15 protein-coding genes are annotated in these 17,487 nt (G+C 71.3%); 6 read left to right on the forward strand and 9 right to left on the reverse strand.

Going from position 1 to position 17,487, the window contains the following annotated elements; genetic code table 11:
* The first annotated feature begins 49 nt into the window (after positions 1–49).
* Together ABGB12_RS04190 and ABGB12_RS04195 are read left to right on the forward strand one after the other, a co-directional pair.
* Positions 50–1,213: an FIST N-terminal domain-containing protein gene (locus ABGB12_RS04190; RefSeq protein ID WP_347674729.1), complete on the forward strand. Its 1,164-nt coding sequence runs from the start codon at positions 50–52 to the stop codon at positions 1,211–1,213.
* Entirely contained in the window at positions 1,210–2,142 is a 933-nt protein-coding gene (locus ABGB12_RS04195) for an ROK family protein (protein WP_347674731.1), read from the forward strand. Before ABGB12_RS04190 ends, ABGB12_RS04195 begins: the two co-directional genes overlap by 4 nt.
* A 34-nt stretch (positions 2,143–2,176) precedes the next feature.
* On the opposite strand, the gene ABGB12_RS04200 is transcribed toward ABGB12_RS04195, so the two are convergent.
* Entirely contained in the window at positions 2,177–3,322 is a 1,146-nt protein-coding gene (locus ABGB12_RS04200; protein WP_347674732.1) for a cystathionine gamma-synthase, read from the reverse strand.
* 159 nt (positions 3,323–3,481) lie between these two features.
* Between ABGB12_RS04200 and ABGB12_RS04205 the strand changes: the two genes are divergently transcribed.
* Positions 3,482–5,617, forward strand: coding sequence for an MMPL family transporter (locus ABGB12_RS04205; RefSeq protein ID WP_347674733.1), 2,136 nt, complete (start codon positions 3,482–3,484; stop codon positions 5,615–5,617).
* Positions 5,618–5,676: 59 nt separating this feature from the next.
* On the opposite strand, the gene ABGB12_RS04210 is transcribed toward ABGB12_RS04205, so the two are convergent.
* Positions 5,677–7,047, reverse strand: coding sequence for a cystathionine beta-synthase (locus tag ABGB12_RS04210; RefSeq protein WP_347674735.1), 1,371 nt, complete (start codon positions 7,045–7,047; stop codon positions 5,677–5,679).
* Positions 7,048–7,184: 137 nt separating this feature from the next.
* Here ABGB12_RS04210 and ABGB12_RS04215 point away from each other — a divergent pair, with 137 nt between their 5' ends.
* The 3 genes from ABGB12_RS04215 to ABGB12_RS04225 all read left to right on the forward strand — a co-directional run bounded on the left by ABGB12_RS04215 (position 7,185) and on the right by ABGB12_RS04225 (position 10,902).
* On the forward strand, positions 7,185–8,195 hold the full coding sequence (locus tag ABGB12_RS04215) for an SGNH/GDSL hydrolase family protein (protein WP_347674737.1): 1,011 nt from the start codon (positions 7,185–7,187) through the stop codon (positions 8,193–8,195).
* Positions 8,196–8,230: 35 nt separating this feature from the next.
* On the forward strand, positions 8,231–9,565 hold the full coding sequence (locus ABGB12_RS04220) for a PQQ-binding-like beta-propeller repeat protein (protein ID WP_347674739.1): 1,335 nt from the start codon (positions 8,231–8,233) through the stop codon (positions 9,563–9,565).
* Between the two features lie 119 nt (positions 9,566–9,684).
* Positions 9,685–10,902 (forward strand): acetyl-CoA C-acetyltransferase, encoded by a 1,218-nt coding sequence (locus ABGB12_RS04225; RefSeq protein WP_347674741.1) that lies wholly within the window; start codon positions 9,685–9,687, stop codon positions 10,900–10,902.
* 207 nt (positions 10,903–11,109) lie between these two features.
* Here ABGB12_RS04225 and ABGB12_RS04230 read toward each other — a convergent pair whose 3' ends face one another.
* The 7 genes from ABGB12_RS04230 to eno all read right to left on the reverse strand — a co-directional run bounded on the left by ABGB12_RS04230 (position 11,110) and on the right by eno (position 17,453).
* Positions 11,110–11,886, reverse strand: a complete 777-nt coding sequence (locus ABGB12_RS04230) for a Bax inhibitor-1/YccA family protein (RefSeq protein ID WP_347674742.1) — start codon at positions 11,884–11,886, stop codon at positions 11,110–11,112.
* Positions 11,887–11,970: 84 nt separating this feature from the next.
* A complete protein-coding gene (locus ABGB12_RS04235; protein ID WP_347674744.1) occupies positions 11,971–13,065 on the reverse strand; it encodes a class I SAM-dependent methyltransferase in 1,095 nt (364 codons plus the stop codon).
* Positions 13,066–13,390: 325 nt separating this feature from the next.
* The gene (locus ABGB12_RS04240; RefSeq protein ID WP_347675041.1) at positions 13,391–14,206 is read right to left on the reverse strand and encodes a uracil-DNA glycosylase; all 816 of its coding nucleotides are present in this window, start codon (positions 14,204–14,206) and stop codon (positions 13,391–13,393) included.
* Complete coding sequence (locus ABGB12_RS04245) at positions 14,203–15,123, reverse strand: Ppx/GppA phosphatase family protein (RefSeq protein WP_347674746.1); 921 nt, start codon at positions 15,121–15,123, stop codon at positions 14,203–14,205. The genes ABGB12_RS04240 and ABGB12_RS04245 overlap by 4 nt, the downstream gene beginning before the upstream one ends.
* A gap of 34 nt (positions 15,124–15,157) precedes the next feature.
* Entirely contained in the window at positions 15,158–15,664 is a 507-nt protein-coding gene (locus tag ABGB12_RS04250) for a DUF501 domain-containing protein (RefSeq protein WP_347674747.1), read from the reverse strand.
* 87 nt (positions 15,665–15,751) lie between these two features.
* Complete coding sequence (locus ABGB12_RS04255) at positions 15,752–16,081, reverse strand: septum formation initiator family protein (protein WP_347674748.1); 330 nt, start codon at positions 16,079–16,081, stop codon at positions 15,752–15,754.
* Positions 16,082–16,169: 88 nt separating this feature from the next.
* Positions 16,170–17,453 (reverse strand): phosphopyruvate hydratase, encoded by a 1,284-nt coding sequence (gene eno / locus ABGB12_RS04260; protein WP_347674750.1) that lies wholly within the window; start codon positions 17,451–17,453, stop codon positions 16,170–16,172.
* Between the last annotated feature and the right edge of the window lie 34 nt (positions 17,454–17,487).

Genomic DNA, 17,487 nt, shown 5'->3' on the forward strand with positions numbered 1-17,487 from the left:
TACACGGGAGTGGTTTCGGATTCGGGTCAAGCCCGGTTGAATCAAAAGCATGACTCGTTTCGGGGACGGACTGGCGATGGGGCCCGATCTCGTCCGCGCGGCCGAGGAGGCCGTACGGCAGGCGACCAGGGCCCTGGACGGGCCCGCCGACCTTCTCTGCGTGTTCGTCCACGGGACGGACGCCCAGGAGGTCGAGCGGGCGGCGCGGCACGCGATGGCCTACAGCGACGCCCGCACGATACTGGGATGCAGCGCCGACGGGGTGATCGCGGCGGGCCGGGCCATCGAGGAGGCCTCGGCCGTCAGCGCCTGGGCCGCGATCCTGCCGGGGGCCCGGCTGGAGCCCTTCCGGCTGGAGACCCTCCAGTCGGACGAACGCCTGGTCGTCGTGGGCATGCCGGAGAGCACACCCGAGGACGTGGTCGGGGTCCTGCTCGCCGATCCGTACTCCTTCCCGGCCGACGCCTTCGTCGAGCGCTCCGAGGAGGTCCTGCCCGGACTCCCGCTGGTCGGCGGCCTCGCGGGCGGCGGCCAGGGCGAGACCCGGCTCTTCGTGGACGACCAGGTGGTCGAGTCCGGCGCGGTCGGCGTGGTCATCAGCGGCCCCGTCCACGCCGTCACCCTGCTCAGCCAGGGCGCCCGCCCGATCGGCCCGCCCATGACGGTGACCAGCGCCGACCAGAACGTCCTGTTCGAGCTGGCCGGGGCCCCCGCCCTGGACAAGCTGGAGGAGATCATCACCGACCTGTCCGAACCCGAACGCGAGCTGGCCACCCAGGGCCTGCTCATCGGGATCGCCATGGACGAGTACGCCGAGGACCATGAGCAGGGCGACTTCCTGGTGCGCGGCGTCGTGGGGGTCGACGCCGACACCGGCGCGCTGGCCGTCGGCGACGTGGTCGAGACCGGCCAGACGGTCAGGTTCCAGGTACGGGACGCCGGGGCCGCCGACAGCAACCTCACCAAGCTGGTGAGGGGTTTCGACGTGGGCCCCGTCGAAGGGGCTCTGCTCTTCTCCTGCAACGGCCGGGGACGCGCGATGTTCGGCGCCTCGGACCACGACGTGCGGGCCCTGGGCCAGTTCGGCTCCGTCGGAGGCTTCTTCGCCGACGGGGAGATCGGTCCGGTCGCCGGCCGCAACCATATTCACGGTTTCACCGCCTCCATTCTCGCCTTCGCAGGCTCCGACCGCAGGAAGGACAGCGCCGTATGAAAGAAACGCGCGTTCTAGCCGTAGACATCGGTGGCACCAAGATGGCCGTGGGAATCGTCGATCCGAACGGAAGGATCGAGTCCTACGAAAGAGCCGAGACCCCCAGAGTGGACGCCGAAGGTCTGTGGCGGACGCTGGAGGCCCTCCTGGACAAGCTGCACACCGACGCCGAACTGATCGGCGTCGGTGTCGGCTGTGGAGGGCCCATGCAGTGGCCCTCCGGCGAGGTCTCCCCGCTCAACATCCCCGGCTGGCGCGGCTTCCCCCTGCGCGACCGGCTGCGGGAGCGCCACCCGGGGCTCCCCGTCCGGGTGCACAACGACGCCGTCGCCGTCGCGATCGGCGAGCACTGGCGCGGCGCGGGCAAGGGCGCGCGGAACGTGCTGGGGATGGTCGTGTCGACCGGCGTCGGCGGCGGGCTGATCCTGGGCGGGCGGCTCATCGACGGGGCCAGCGGCAACGCCGGCCACATCGGCCACATCGTCGTCGATCCGGGCGGCCTGCCCTGCACCTGCGGCGGGCGCGGCTGCCTGGAGGCGATCGCCCGCGGCCCCGCCCTGGCCGCCTGGGCGCAGGCCGAGGGCTGGCGTCCGGAGCAGATGGTGGCCACCGCCAAGGACCTGGCCGCCGACGCCACCCGGGGCCACCCCATCGCGGTCGCCGCCATGCGCCGGGCGGGCCGCGCCCTGGGCATCGGCATCGCCTCGGCCACCCACCTGTGCGACCTGGAGGTGGTCGCCATCGGCGGCGGCCTCGCCCAGGCCGGACCGCTGCTGTTCGCCCCCCTGGAGGAGACCTTCCGCGCCCACGCCCGCATGGAGTTCGCCCGCGGTGTGCGGGTCGTCCCCGCCGCCCTCGGCCAGACCTCCGGCCTCGTCGGCGCCGCCGCCCTGATCTTCGAGGGCGACAGCTACTGGAACGCCGACTGACCGTCCCCCACCGGAAGAACGCCCCCGAACCCCGTCACGCCTTCTCCAGCGCCTGCTCCAGGTCGGCGAGCAGGTCGCCGCACTCCTCGATGCCGACCGACAGCCGCACCAGGTCCGCCGGGACCTCGAGAGGGGACCCGGCGGCCGAGGCGTGGGTCATCCTGGCCGGGTGCTCGATCAGCGACTCCACGCCGCCCAGGGACTCCCCGAGGATGAACAGCTCCGTGGCCTCGCAGACCGCGACCGCCGCCTCCTCCGAGGCCATCCGGAAGGAGACCATGCCTCCGAAGCCGCGCATCTGCTTGGCCGCGGTCTCGTGCCCCGGGTGGTCGGGCAGCCCCGGGTAGAGCACGCCGGTGACCTTCGGGTGCCGGGTGAGCAGCTCCACGACCCGGGCCGCGTTGGCTCCGTGCCGGTCCATCCGCACCGCCAGGGTCTTGATCCCGCGCAGGGTCAGCCAGGAGTCGAACGGCCCGGCCACCGCGCCCATCGCGTTCTGGTGGTAGGCCAGCCGCCCGCCCAGCTCGTCCGAGGCGGTGACCACGGCCCCGCCGACCACGTCGGAGTGCCCGCCCAGGTACTTGGTGGTGGAGTGCAGCACCACGTCCGCGCCGAGCGCCAGCGGCTGCTGCAGGTAGGGGCTGGCGAAGGTGTTGTCGACGACCAGCAGCGCCCCCGCCTCGTGGGCGATCCCCGCCATGGCCTCGATGTCCGCGATCCCCAGCAGCGGGTTGGTGGGCGTCTCCAGCCACACCAGGGCCGTCTCGGGCCGGATCGCCGCCCGGACGGCCGCCGGATCCGCCAGCGGCACGGGTGAGAACGACACGCCCCAGCGCTCGTAGACCTTGGCGAACAGCCGGTAGGTGCCGCCGTAGGCGTCGTTCGGGATCACCACGTGCGAGCCGGGGCCGCACAGGGTCCGCAGCACCGCGTCCTCCGCGGCCAGCCCCGAGGCGAAGGCCAGCCCCCGCCTCCCGCCCTCCAGCGCCGCCAGGCACTCCTCCAGGGCCGTGCGGGACGGGTTGGCGCTGCGGCTGTACTCGTACCCGCCGCGCAGGCTCCCGATCGCGTCCTGCTGGTAGGTGGACACCTGGTAGATCGGCGGGACCACCGCCCCGGTCACCGGGTCGGGTTCCTGACCCGCGTGGATCGCCAGCGTCTCGAAGCTCCGGTCGTTCATCCCCCCAGGCTAGGGGCTCGCCCTCTCCTCCTGAGGGAGGTCACTCTCCCCCGCAGGTACCAGGCCCACTTTCGGTACCGGGGTGGATCACAGACAGGGGAGCCCACCCCTAGATTGCGTAAAGAATCGATAAATCCCTCACAGCAGAGAGGCTCCGAAATGTTCGGACGGCTCGGCAACGCCGTCGTCAGACATCCCTGGTGGACCATCGCGGCGTGGCTTGTGGTGGCGGTGCTCGTCATCGCCCTCTCCCCCAAGCTGGAAACCGAGTCCGACCAGAGCAATTTCCTTCCCTCCAAATACGAGTCGCTGCAGGCGACCGAGATCTCCGCGAAGGCCTTCCCGCAGGCCGAGACCACCTCGGCTCTGATCGTGGTCAAGCGCACGGACGGCAAGCCGCTCACCGACCAGGACGTCGCCAAGACGACGGCGGTCGCCCAGGCGCTGCCCAAGCCCCCGTCGGTCGTCGCGGTCGCCACCGGCCCCGAGGCCGTCGCGCCGAACAAGCTGGTCCAGATCATCACCGTGCCGATGCAGGGCCAGTCGCTGGAGGATCAGGAGAAGCAGCTCGCCGCGGTCAAGGAACTGCGCAAGGCCCTTCCCGGCCAGCTTCAGGGAAGCGGCCTGGAGGCGAAGGTCGGCGGTGACATCGCCAGCTGGGCCGACAACGCCGACTCCTTCGAGCAGGCCTTCACCATCGTCGGCATCGCGACCTTCGTCCTGATCATCGGGTTGATCCTGGTGATCTTCCGCGCCCCGCTGGCCGCATTGATCCCGATCATCGTGATCACGTTCACCATGTCCGTGGTGATGGGGTTGATCGGTACCGCGTCCAAGGTGCTGGACTTCTCCGGCGACGACTCGCTGGAGACGATCATCCTGATCGTCCTGTTCGGTATCGGCGCCGACTACTACCTGTTCCTCATGTTCCGTTTCCGGGAGCGGCTGCGCGCCGGCGACGACAAGCGGACCGCGATGATCCACGCGGTGGAGCGGGTCGGCGAGGTCATCGCCTCCGCCGCGGCGGCGGTGGCCGTGGCGTTCCTGGTGCTCCTGCTGGCGGCCTTCGGGGTGTTCAGCGCCTGGGGCCCGTCCCTGGCCATCGCGGTGGTGGTCATGGCGATCACCTCGCTCACCCTGATCCCGGCGCTCGTCTCCCTGCTGGGCCCCGCGGTCTTCTGGCCGTCCAAGTCGTGGAAGACCCAGCCCGAGGCGAGCACGGCGCGCAAGATCGGCGGCTTCGTCGGAGCCAAGCCGCTGGTGGTGGCGCTGGTGTCCGGCGGACTGCTGATCGCACTGGCCTCGGGCGCCGGGTTCTTCAAGGCCGACTACGACTTCCAGGCCGGTTTCCCGCAGGACACCGAGTCGGCGCAGGCCGTCAAGGAGATGCAGAAGGGATTCCCGCCCGGGCTCACCATGCCCGTCCAGGTCTACCTCAAGAGCGAGAACGGCACCGATCTCACCCAGGCACAGCTCGACGCCTTCGCGGAGAAGGCCAAGTCCGCACCGGGTGTCGGCGGGGTCCAGCAGGCGGTCCTGGGGGTGACGACCAAGTCGATCGCCCGGGTCGATCTGCTGCTCAAGGAGAACCCGAACTCCAACGACTCGATCAATCTGGTCAAGGACGAGCTCCGGCCCGCCGTCCACGATCTGGCGCCGGAGGGCACCCGCGCCTACGTCGGTGGAGCGACTTCGATCTACGCGGACATCAACGAGGTGAACAACCGCGACCTGTCGGTCATTCTCCCGGTCGCGGCGCTGCTCATCGCGCTGATCCTGGCGCTGCAGCTGCGCAGCCTCGTCGCCCCGCTCTACCTGGTGCCCGCGGTGCTGCTGGGCTTCGCCGCCACCATCGGCTCCGCCGTGTACTTCTTCCAGTTCCTGAAGGACGAACCGGGGGTGACCTTCCAGCTGCCGATCATCATGTACCTGTTCGTGCTGGCGATCGGCACCGACTACAACATCCTCATGACCGCCAGGCTCCGCGAGGAGGCCAGGGAGGGCCACGAGCCGAGGAAGGCCGCGGCGCTGGCCGTCGAGCACGGCGGCCCGACGGTCATGGCGGCCGGCCTGATCCTGGCGGGCACCTTCGCCGTCATGATCCTGGCCCCGGTCGCGATGATGCAGCAGATGGGCTTCGGCGTGGCCGTCGGCATCATGCTCTCCGCCTTCGTCATGGCGACGTTCCTGGTCCCTGCCGTCACGGCCCTGCTCGGCCACGCCGCCTGGTGGCCGGGGCACGGCGACCGGGCCAAGGCGAAGGCCGAGCCCCGGCCGGAGTTCGCCAAGCAGTGACCGCACCACCTCACGGGGCGGCCCTCCTCAGGGGGACCGCCCCGTTCCCGTCCCCGGGTTCAGGCCGTCGACAGGAAGGCCAGCAGGTCCTGACGGCTGATCATCCCGGCGGGCTTGCCGTCCACCAGGACGACCGCCGCGCCGTGCTTCTCCAGCACCTCCACCGCGCGGGAGAGCGGGTCGCCGGAGCCGAGCATGGGCAGCGGCTCCGACATGTGCAGCGACAGCGGGTCGTCCGGCCGGGCCTTGCCCGCCACCAGCAGGCCGAGGAGCTCCCGCTCGCCGATCGCGCCGACCACCTCGGCGGCCATGACGGGCGGCTCCTCCTTGAGCACCGGCACCTGGGAGACGTCGAACTCGCGCATCAGCTCGATCACCGAGCCGACGGTCTCCTCCGGGTGGGCGTGGACGAACTCCGGCAGCCCGCCGCCCTTGCCCTCCAGCACGTCCGCGACCTTGGCCTCGTCGGTGGCCGCCGACAGGAAGCCGTAGTTCTGCATCCACTCGTCATTGAAGATCTTGGACAGGTAGCCGCGTCCCCCGTCGGGCAGCAGCACCACCACGACGGCCCCGGGCCCGGCCCGCTCGGCCACCCGCAGCGCCGCGACCACCGCCATGCCGCAGGAGCCGCCGACCAGCAGGCCCTCCTCGCGGGCCAGCCGCCGGGTCATCACGAAGGAGTCCTTGTCGGAGACCGCGATGATCTCGTCGCAGACGTCCGGGTCGTAGGTCCCGGGCCAGATGTCCTCGCCCACCCCCTCCACCAGGTACGGCCTGCCGGTGCCTCCGGAGTAGACCGAGCCCTCCGGGTCCGCGCCGATCACCTTCACCCGCCCGCCGGAGACCTCCTTGAGGTAGCGCCCGGCGCCGGTGATGGTGCCGCCGGTGCCCACCCCCGCGACGAAGTGGGTGATCTTCCCCTCGGTCTGCTCCCAGATCTCCGGGCCGGTGCTCAGATAGTGCGACCTCGGGTTCTCCGGATTGGAGTACTGGTCGGGCTTCCAGGCGCCGGGGATCTCCCGGGCCAGCCGGTCGGAGACCGAGTAGTAGGAGTCGGGGTGGTCGGGCGCGACGGCGGTGGGGCAGACGACGACCTCGGCGCCGTAGGCCCGCAGCACGTTGACCTTGTCCGCCGCGACCTTGTCCGGGACCACGAAGACGCACCGGTAGCCGCGCTCCTGGGCGACGATGGCCAGGCCCACGCCGGTGTTGCCGGAGGTCGGCTCGACGATGGTCCCGCCGGGCCGCAGCGCCCCCGAGGCCTCCGCCGCGTCGATCATCCGGACCGCGATGCGGTCCTTCACCGAGCCTCCGGGGTTGAGGTACTCCACCTTGGCGATCACCTGGCCGGGCAGTCCGTCCGTCACGCTCCGCAGCCGGACCAGTGGAGTGTTTCCCATCAAGGGAATGAGCGAGTCATGAACCTGCACGGGACATCCTTGTCTTGCGCGCTGGAAAGAAAGGGAATACTCGTTATGTTTCCTATCCGTTTCAGCCGGTGTTTCCGTCCGCGAGCACACGGCCGCTCGGATAGATTCCGTTTTCGACACTAACCCAGCCCGCGGGGGTGAGCGAGCGAATGCTGAGGGCTCTGACCACGCGCCGGATAGTGACGGCGGCGGCTTTCGGCGGTGGCGGCCTGACCGTCCTGGGCGGGCTGACCTTCGCCCTCCTGGTGGCCGAGGCCCGGCTCGCCAGAAAGATCATCCAGGGGTCGGCCAGCCTCCTGCCTCCGGTCACCGACGGCCTCTACGGGCGCTGGCTGCCCGGCGATCCGATCTCCTTCGTCATGCTGGGCGACTCCACCGCCGCCGGGATCGGCGTGCACGAGCCGGAGGAGACCGCGGCGGGCCTGCTCGCCTCGGGCCTGGCCGCCAGCGCGGGGCGTCCGGTCCGGCTGACCAACGTGGCGGTCTCCGGTTCCCGTTCCGAGGCCCTGCGCGAGCAGGTCTCCCAGGCCCTGAAGGCCGAGCCGGAGATCGCGGTGATCATGATCGGCGCCAACGACGTCACCGCCCGGGTCGCGGCGGCCGAGTCCGTCCGGCACCTGGAGGAGGCGGTGCGGAGGCTGCGCGCCGCGGGCTCCGAGGTCGTCGTGGGCACCTGCCCCGACCTGGGCTCGGTCGAGCCCCTCATGCAGCCGCTGCGCTGGATCGCCCAGCGCACCAGCCGCCAGCTCGCCGCCGCGCAGACCGTGGTGGTGGTGCGGGCGGGCGGGCGCACGGTGTCCCTCGGCGACCTCCTCGGACGGGACTTCGCCATCGAACCGGGCGAGTTCTTCTCGGCGGATCGTTACCATCCGTCTTCGCGAGGTTACGGTGCGGCGGCGGCGGCCCTGCTACCTTCGGTCTCAGCCGCACTGGGGCTCGAGCCCGAGGCCCGGTTCGGCGAGGGAGTCCTGCCCATCTACCTCGCGGCCGCCTCGGCCGCGGAGAAGCCCGGCACCGAGGTGACGGCACGGGGCGGCAACGGCATGTCCCGCTGGGTCACGCTGCTGCGCCGCACGGGTGGCGCGGCTCCCGCCCGTCCCTCGTCCGACGGCTCGACCCTGCCCGAGGTGGCACCCGGCGTGGTCTGAGCCCGAGGCCCCCTCCTTCGCCTGGAGTTCACCCCATGCCCTCGGCCGCCCTCAAGCGACTACTCTCCGCGTCCTTTTCGGCACTGATGGTGGCGGGATGCTCCGGCGGAACGGACCGGGACACCGCCCACGCCGCGGCGAGCTGGACCGACACCCGGGTGAACGCGGTCAGCAGGGCCTCGCTGGGCTCGGGCGTCGTGGCCGTCACCGGACTGCGCTCCGACGGCGCCCTGGAGACGGTCGTCGACGACCTGGCCACGGGCAGGCGGCTGTGGGCGCGCCCGGCGACGATGGCCGGGCGGCTGCCCGGGATGGGGGTGCAGCCCCCTGCCGTCGCCGGGCCGGTGGTGGTCGCGCTGGAGCCGCGCGCCGAGGGGCCGTGGAAGGCCATGATCGTGGCCCGCGACGCCAGGACGGGCGAGCAGCGGTGGGCGCGGGGCGTGAGATCCACGTTCGGGCCGGTCGCCTGCGGGACGAACGTATGCCTGTCGGAGTCGACCGCCCAGCGCAGCCCCCGGTTCGTGGTGCTGGACGGCGGCACCGGCCGGACCCTGTGGAGGCTGCGCGGGCTGGCCGAGGTCGAGCACGCCGACCGGGACCGCATCGTGGTCTTCCGCATGGCCGAGCGGCCGGTCCTCGCCGCGCACGCCACCGGGTCTGGACGCCGGCTGTGGACGTTCCCGGTGGAGGACGCGGTGGGCTCCGGGGTGGACCTCTCGGGCGGCTGGTCGTTCGGCACGGCGGGCGAACTGCTCCTCGGCCACGTCGCGCCGGCCCGGCGGGGCCGGTCGTTGTCGGCCTACGGCTTCTTCGCGCTGCGGCTGGCCGACGGCTCGCCCGTGTGGGCGCATCCGCGCCAGCTGCGGGTCTACCCGAGCCCGAACCCGGCGGTCGGCCTGATCACCCGGGAGGTCGGCTCCTCCGGGAACTTCGAGGGCTTCGCCCGGATCGACACCCGCACCGGCCGCAAGCTCACCACGATCCCCTCCGCGGACGTGCCCCGCGGCGCATCCTGGTGGTTGTCCTTCTCCGCGGACCTGTCGACCCTCGGATTCCGGATCCCCGGCCGCAAGGGCGCGGCGTTCGACCTGCGCCAGGCCGCTCCCGTCCCCCTCCAGGGCCTGCGGGCCTGGTCCTTCTGCACCACCTCGCCCGAGCCCCTGCGGCTGGCCGGAGGCGCCCCCGGCTTCTTCCCGGTGGCCTCCTTGTGCGCCTACGACCTCGCCACCGGCGAGAAGACCCCTGTCTCGGCCCCGCCTCCCGTCTGGTTCACCGGCTCCGTCGACGGCCACCGGGTCTGGCGGGACGAGCAGGGCGCCCTCCACGGCACCAGGGACACCACCGGCACCACCCCGGGTATGTACGGCTAAGGAGCACCCCGGCACCGCCGGCTTCTCCCCGGATTTCTAGAATCTTGTCCTAGAACAGGATTAGAGTACTTACCGGTAACTTGATGGCCGAGGTACGGCCCCAGGAGAAGAGGAATCCCATGCCCGAGGCAGTGATCGTCGCCACCGCCCGTTCCCCCATCGGCCGAGCCTTCAAGGGCTCCCTCAAGGACCTGCGCGCCGACGAACTGGCCGCGAGCATGGTCCAGGCCGCCCTGGCCAAGGTCCCCCAGCTCGACCCGAACAGCATCGACGACCTCCTGCTGGGCTGCGGCCTGCCCGGCGGCCGCCAGGGCTACAACATGGGCCGCGTCGTGTCCGTGCTGCTCGGCCTGGACACCGTCCCCGGCGCGACCATCACCCGCTACTGCTCGTCGTCGCTGCAGACCACCCGGATGGCGCTGCACGCCATCAAGGCCGGTGAGGCCGACGTCATCGTCTCCGCAGGCGTCGAGCACGTCTCCGGCTTCGCCTTCGGCTCCTCCGACGGGCTGCCCAACACCCAGAACGAGAAGTTCGCGCCCGCCGAGGCCCGCACCGCCAAGCTGGCCGAGGGCGGCCAGGACTGGACCGACCCGCGCGAGGAGGGCATCCTGCCCGACGTCTACATCGCGATGGGCCAGACCGCCGAGAACGTCGCCCGGCTCAAGGGCGTGTCCCGCCAGAGCCAGGACGAGTTCGGCGTCCGCTCCCAGAACCTCACCGAGAAGGGCATCGAGAACGGCTTCTGGGCCACCGACATCACCCCCGTCACGCTGCCCGACGGCACCGTGGTCAACAAGGACGACGGCCCCCGCGCCGGCACCACCTACGAGGCCGTCTCCCAGCTCAAGCCGGTCTTCCGCCCCGACGGCACGGTGACCGCCGGCAACTGCTGCCCGCTGAACGACGGCGCCGCCGCCGTGGTCATCATGAGTGACACCAAGGCCGCCGAGCTGGGCATCACCCCGCTCGCCCGCGTGGTCAGCACCGGTGTCTCCGGCCTCTCCCCCGAGATCATGGGTCTGGGCCCGGTCGAGGCCAGCAAGAAGGCCCTCGCCCTGGCCGGCCTGACCATCGACGACATCGACCTGGTCGAGATCAACGAGGCGTTCGCCGCGCAGGTCCTGCCGTCGGCCGACGAGCTGGGCATCGACATCGACAAGCTGAACGTCAACGGCGGCGCCATCGCCATCGGCCACCCCTTCGGCATGACCGGCGCCCGCATCACCAGCACCCTCATCAACAGCCTGAAGTTCCACGACAAGCAGTTCGGTCTGGAGACCATGTGCGTCGGCGGCGGCCAGGGCATGGCGATGATCCTGGAGAGGCTCAGCTAGCGCTCGCCTAACCCAACATCATCGTTTGTATTCACTTCAGGCCGTCGCTGTGGCAGCAAGCTGACACCAGCCCGTCATACCGGGATGGTGGGTGCCGTGGTACTGCGGAGAGGCGCGTTCGCGCTCTCCGCAGTGCCTTGCCTCAACGAGAGATGCCCTCGGGATTCTCCCGAGGGCATCTCTCGTTGCTTCTGCGCGTCGGCTCGCTCAGTCGCTGCTGTTGAGGATCGCCAGGAGGCGCAGGACCTCCAGGTAGATCCAGACCAGGGTGCTGGTGAGGGCGAAGGCGCAGGCCCAGGAGTACTTCTCCGGAAGGCCTGCCTGCACACCGCGCTCGACCATGTCGAAGTCGAGCATCAGGAAGAAGCAGCCGACGAGGATCGCCACGACGCTGAAGACGATGCCGAGGGCGCCGTTCTCGCGGATGCCGAGGCCGCCGTCGGTGAAGAGGCTCGCGACCAGGTTGACCAGCATGAGGCCGAGGAGGGCCATGCCGGCGGCCAGAACGTACTTCGTGAACTTCGGCGTCACCCGGATGATGCGCAGCGAGTAGACGGCCAGCATGCCGCCGAACGCCAGCGCCGTGCCGAGGACGGCCTGGAGCACGATGCCGTTGTAGAAGTCGTTGTACAGGTGGCTGATCGTGCCGACCGCGACGCCGTAGAAGGCGGCGTAGGTCAGGGTCAGCGCGGCGCTCGCCTTGCCCGAGAAGCTCAGGTACAGGCCGACGCCGAGGCCGATCAGGGCCGAGACCAGGGCCACACCCATGCCGAGGTTCAGGACCCAGGCGAGGGTGCCGGTGAGGGCGAGGGTGCCCAGGCTCAGGAAGCCCTTGACGACGACGTCGTCGACGGTCATGGTCCGCACGGCCGGGGGCGTGTACGCCGGCTGGTTGTACATGTCCTGGAGCTGCTGCGGGGAGGGCGTGTACTCGCGACGCGCCTGTTCACCCATGTGGCGGAACGCGGGGTTCCTGCTCTCCATCATTTCCTCCGGCAACTGAGAATCGTCACATCGATTAGACGGTCCATATCTGGAAAACGTTCCGCGGCGCAAGGGGAATATGCCTCAGCGCAGGATCGAGTCCAGTTCGTACAACCCGATCCTGCCAGTCTCGGCGGCCAGCGCGGTGGTCGCGAGGTGCAGCAGCCAGGTGCGGGCGCGGCCGTCCTCCAGGGGCTCCCGCTGGAGGCCCGCGGCCCAGGCGCGGAGGGTCCGGGCGTAGTCCTCGCGCAGCGCCACCGCCCGCCGCACCTCCAGGCCCACCGCGTCCAGCGCCTCGATGAAGGCCCCGAGCGTGGGCAGCTCCTCGTCGGAGCCGAAGACGTAGTCGCTGGTGAACGGGCGCTGGACGGAGTCCTGCCGGTGCACGGGCTGGCGGACCAGCAGCCGGCCGCCCGGCTTGAGCAGGGCGGCGAGCCTGCCGATCACCCCGTGCAGGGGCAGCACCCCGGCGAGCGCGACGATCACGTCGTAGGAGCCCTCGGCGGGCTCGGCGGGAACCACCCGCACCCCTTCCGGAGGGGTGATGTCGAAGGAGGTGACGGCCGTCACCTCGGCCCCGTGCTCCCGGGCGAGCCGGGCGGAGAAGGAGGCCCAGCCGGCGTTGAGCTCCAGCACCGAGGCACCCGGTTCGAGGGCGAGCCTGGCGGCGAGCCGCGCCTCGTCGGCGTTCTGGGCCTCCGCCAACGTCGTCGCGCCCTCCCAGCGCCCGGTGCCCAGCGCGCGGCTGTCGCCGGCCATCCGGGCGTAGAGCTCCTCGGGGGTCTCCTCCAGCAGGCCCCTGCCGCCCTCCTCCGGCGGCGCCTTCGGCTCGGGTCCCACCGCGCCCAGCATCACCGCCGTCCGGACTATCTCGCGCTTGTCGTCGCCGCTCAGCCGGATCGCCTCGTCGTCGTGGCGCAGCACCCGCTGCAGCGCCCCGAGCGCGGCGCACACGTCGCCCTCGATGTCCAGCTCGCCGGTGACGTAGGCGCGGACCAGACCGATCTCGCCGGGTTTCCACAGCAGCCGCCGCAGCGCCCGCCGGTCGCGGATCACGAACACCGGGGTTCCGGTCGACCCGATCGCGCTGCCGTCCCAGGCGCGCACCCGGACCGGCAGCGGATCACCCAGAATCCGGGTCAGCAAGGGCTCAAGCCGCCCCGCGGCCCCCTCCACCATGCTGTTCTCCCTCGTACGACGCCCCGCTGATCTTAGGCTCGCCCACCCCTATCCCACCCGTCCCGCACGGTGTGTGGCACATGCCGCGAAGAGCGTGGCCATTCGGGGCCGAGATTTTCTTCCGAATCTCCGAACCTCGTACCGGTTTCCGCCATCCCATCTTCTGCAACCACACTCTCGTGACGCACGAGGGTCCAGCGGGGTCACACCTCCGGCGGGGGCCGGAGGCGGGGACGGGTCAGGGCCTGACGGGGGCGTTCAGCGGCGAGTCCGCTGAGCCCGGCCCTGCCCCTTTCCCCATGCCTTCCCCGGTGCCGCGCTCCGCTCAGAGCCCCGCGGCCTCCTTGGCCCGGGTGAAGACCTCATCCAGCATCGCCTCCGTGACCCGCCCGGTGAAGGTGTTCTGCTGGGACGGGTGGTAGCAGCCGAGCAGCAGGGTCTCCTCCAGCCGGACCTCCGCGCCGTGCGTGAACTTCGCGCGCGGGCGCGGCACGGACGTTCCCGCCTCCGCCAGCGCGGGCCACAGCGCCTGCCAGGCGAAGCCTCCGAGCGCGACGATGACCCTCGGCCGGGTGAAGAGGAGTTCCCTGGCCAGCCAGGGACGGCAGGCGTCGCGTTCGGACGGCAGCGGCTTGTTGTCCGGGGGCGCGCAGCGTACGACGGCGACCATCCGGGTGTTCAGCAGTTCCTGCCCGTCCCCGGCGCGTACGCTCTCGGGCCGGAGTGCCAGCCCCACGCGGTGCAGGGACGCGAACAGCCAGTCCCCCGACCTGTCACCGGTGAAGATACGGCCCGTGCGGTTGCCGCCGTGCGCGGCCGGGGCGAGACCGACGATGAGGATCGCCGGGTCCGGCGCCCCCCACCCGGCGATGGGGCGCCCCCAGTACTCCTCGTCCCGGAACGCCTTGCGACGCTCCACCGCGACCCGCTCCCGCCAGTCCACCAGCCGCGGGCACGCCCGGCAGACCGACTGCCTGGCGCACAGCTCCGCCAGGTCCGGCGCCCGCGCCGCGAGCTCCGCCACCTCGGCCGGAGTCCGCGCGACCGGGGTGGACGGCAGCGCCGGGTCCCCGGGCCAGCCGGTGCCGGGAGGGACGAACGGCGCCGGACCCGTCGCCGGCCCCGGGCCGGCGGGGCTCAGACGAGACTCCAGGCGATGCCGTCGAGGATGTCGTGCTCGCTGACGACCACCGCGCCGAACCCGTACTCGCGCATGATGCGGTCGAGGATGAGCGCGCCGGCCCCGATGACGTCCACCCGGCCGGGGTGCATGAACCCCAGGGCGGCCCTCTCCTCGTGGGTCATGTGCAGCAGCTTGCGGGTGGTCTCGTGCACCTGGGCGGCGGTGATGCGCGACAGGTGGATGCGTTCGGAGTCGTAGGTCTCCAGGCCCATGCTCATCGCGGCGACCGTGGTGACCGAGCCCGCCAGCCCGACCAGGGTGCGGGCCTCGGCGACCGGGACGCTCTGGCGGACCTCGCGCAGCGCGGCGTCGATGTCGGCGACCGCGTTGGAGATCAGCTCGGGCGAGGGCGGGTTGGCGCCCTTGAAGTGCCGCTCGGTCATCCGCACACAGCCGATGTTCATGGAGCGGGCGGCCTCGACCTCGGAGCCGCCCACCACGAACTCGGTGGAGCCGCCGCCGATGTCGACGACCAGGTACGGGCGGAGGGGGCGGAGCACGGCCAGCTCCCTGGTGGCTCCGGTGAAGGAGAGCTGGGCCTCCTCCTCACCGGAGACGACCTCGGGCTTCACCCCGAAGATCTCGTTCACCCCGGACACGAAGTCGGCCCTGTTGCGGGCGTCGCGGGTGGCGCTGGTCGCCACGACCCTGACCTTCTCCGCGCCGTGCAGCCCGATGAGCCGGGCGTAGTCGCGCATCTCCTTGAAGGTGCGCTCCAGCGCCTCGGGGGCGAGCTCACCCGTCTCGTCCACTCCTTGCCCGAGGCGGACGATGCGCATCTCCCGTTCGACGTCCCGCATGTGGCCGTCGACGATGTCGGCGATGAGCAGCCGGACCGAGTTGGTCCCGCAGTCGATCGCGGCTACCCGCGTCATGTCCCCTCCCTGAGGCCGCTGGTGACAGCCGTGCCTAGTCGACAATCATCGCATCGACGCAGCATCCGGAACGCCACCACTCGGGCAGCTCGTCCAGCGCCTCGCGTCCGAAAGGGTTCGTTCCGGGGGCCGCCAACTCGTGGGCGACCAGCGAGTGCAGGCACTTGACCCGTTCGGGCATGCCGCCCGCGGTCTGCATGCCCTCGGGCAGCGAGGGCATGCCCTCCTTGGCCGCCGCCCGGTCGCGCCGCTCCCGGTAGTCGCGGTCGGCGGCGCGGTACCGCTCGGCCAGCTCGGGGTCCTCGGCGAGCCTGGCCTGCATCTCCCTCATCCGGCCGCGCTCCTCCAGCCGCCCGATGGCCGAGGCCGCGCGGGGGCAGGTGAGGTAGTACAGGGTGGGGAAGGGCGAGCCGTCCGGCAGGTACGGGGCGGTCTCGATCACGTCGGGGAGACCGCACGGACAGCGGTGGGCGACCTCGGCCGCGCCCCGGATCGGCCGTCCGAGCTGGGCCTGGACGGCCTTGACGTCACGCTCGTCCATCGACGCGGTTACTCCCTGTGCTGAAATACGGGCATGGAGGACGCCCTCGAGTCTATGGCCCGCCACCGGCCGCCGCGGACGGCGGCGTCAGCCCTGCCGGTCCGCCGCCTCCACGGACTTCCACAGGGTCTCGTACCACGGCGGGGTTCGGGTGGGCCCGGCCGCCTGCTCCTGCTCGGACGTGCCGCCCTGTCCGTCCAGGACGACGTAGCACTGCTCTCCGGGCTCGCAGAAGTGCAGCCTGCGCCTGGCTTCGCGCTTGACGTACTCGGGGTCGCCCAGCCTGGCCTTCTTCTCGGTGAGCTCCCGCACGTCCCTGCGCACGGCGGCCTCCCGCTTCTGCAGCTGGGAGATCTGGCTGCGCTGCGCCACGTACTCGCGCACCGGGTAGGCCAGGCTCAGCGCGATGGCGCACACGACGACCGCGAGGATCGCGGCGCGTGAGGTCAGGTGGAACCTGCCCCCCGTGTGGTCACGGGGGGCGGGTCCGCGCCGACCGGGGATGTCAGCCCTCCCAGGCGAACCGGGGGAAGGCCGCGGCGCCGGCGTAGCGGGCGGCGTCGTCCAGCAGTTCCTCGATGCGCAGGAGCTGGTTGTACTTGGCGACGCGGTCGCTGCGGGCCGGGGCGCCGGTCTTGATCTGGCCGCAGTTGGTGGCGACGGCCAGGTCGGCGATGGTGGTGTCCTCGGTCTCGCCGGAGCGGTGGCTCATCATGCACTTGAAGCCGTTGTTGTGGGCGAGCGCGACGGCGTCGAGGGTCTCCGACAGGGAGCCGATCTGGTTGACCTTCACCAGCAGCGCGTTGGCGGTGGAGGTCTTGACGCCGCGCTCCAGGCGCTCGGGGTTGGTGACGAACAGGTCGTCGCCCACCAGCTGCACCTTGTCGCCGATGGCGTCGGTGAGGGCCTTCCAGCCGTCCCAGTCGTTCTCGTCCAGCGGGTCCTCGATGGAGACCAGCGGGTAGTCGGCGACGAGGGAGGCGTAGTAGGCGGCCATCTCCTCGGCGCTCTTGCCGACGCCCTCGAAGGTGTAGGAGCCCTCGGAGTGGAACTCGGTGGCGGCGACGTCCAGGGCGAGCGCCACGTCGCGGCCGGGGGTGAGCCCGGCCTTCTCGATGGCGACCAGGATGAGGTCGAGCGCCTCGCGGTTGGAGGGCAGGTCGGGGGCGAAGCCGCCCTCGTCGCCCAGGCCGGTGTTCAGGCCCTTGCCCTTGAGCACGGACTTGAGGGAGTGGTAGACCTCCACGCCCTGGCGCAGCGCCTCGGAGAACGTGGGCGCGCCCAGCGGCGCGATCATGAACTCCTGGATGTCGACGTTGGTGTCGGCGTGCGCGCCGCCGTTGAGGATGTTCATCATCGGCACCGGCAGCACGTGCGCGTTCGGCCCGCCGACGTAGCGGAACAGCGGCAGGTCGGCGGACTCGGCCGCGGCCTTGGCCACCGCGAGGCTGACGCCCAGGATCGCGTTGGCGCCCAGGTTGGCCTTGTTGGGGGTGCCGTCCAGGTCGATCATGACCTGGTCGATGATGCGCTGGTCGTCGGCGTCGTAGCCGACGAGCTCCTTGGCGATGACGCCGTTGACGGCCTCGACGGCCTTGCGGACGCCCTTGCCTCCGTAGCGCTCGTCGCCGTCACGCAGCTCGACGGCCTCGAACTGGCCGGTGGAGGCGCCGCTGGGCACGGCGGCCTGCGCCTGGGTGCCGTCTTCGAGCAGGATCTCGACCTCGACGGTGGGGTTACCGCGGGAGTCGAGGATCTCCCTGGCGTGTACGGCCTCGATCGCAGACACTGTCGCGCTCCTTGTTCAGCATCACGGGGGTTAC

The sequence above is a fragment of the Actinocorallia sp. B10E7 genome (assembly GCF_039871655.1).
Lineage (GTDB): Bacteria > Actinomycetota > Actinomycetes > Streptosporangiales > Streptosporangiaceae > Actinocorallia.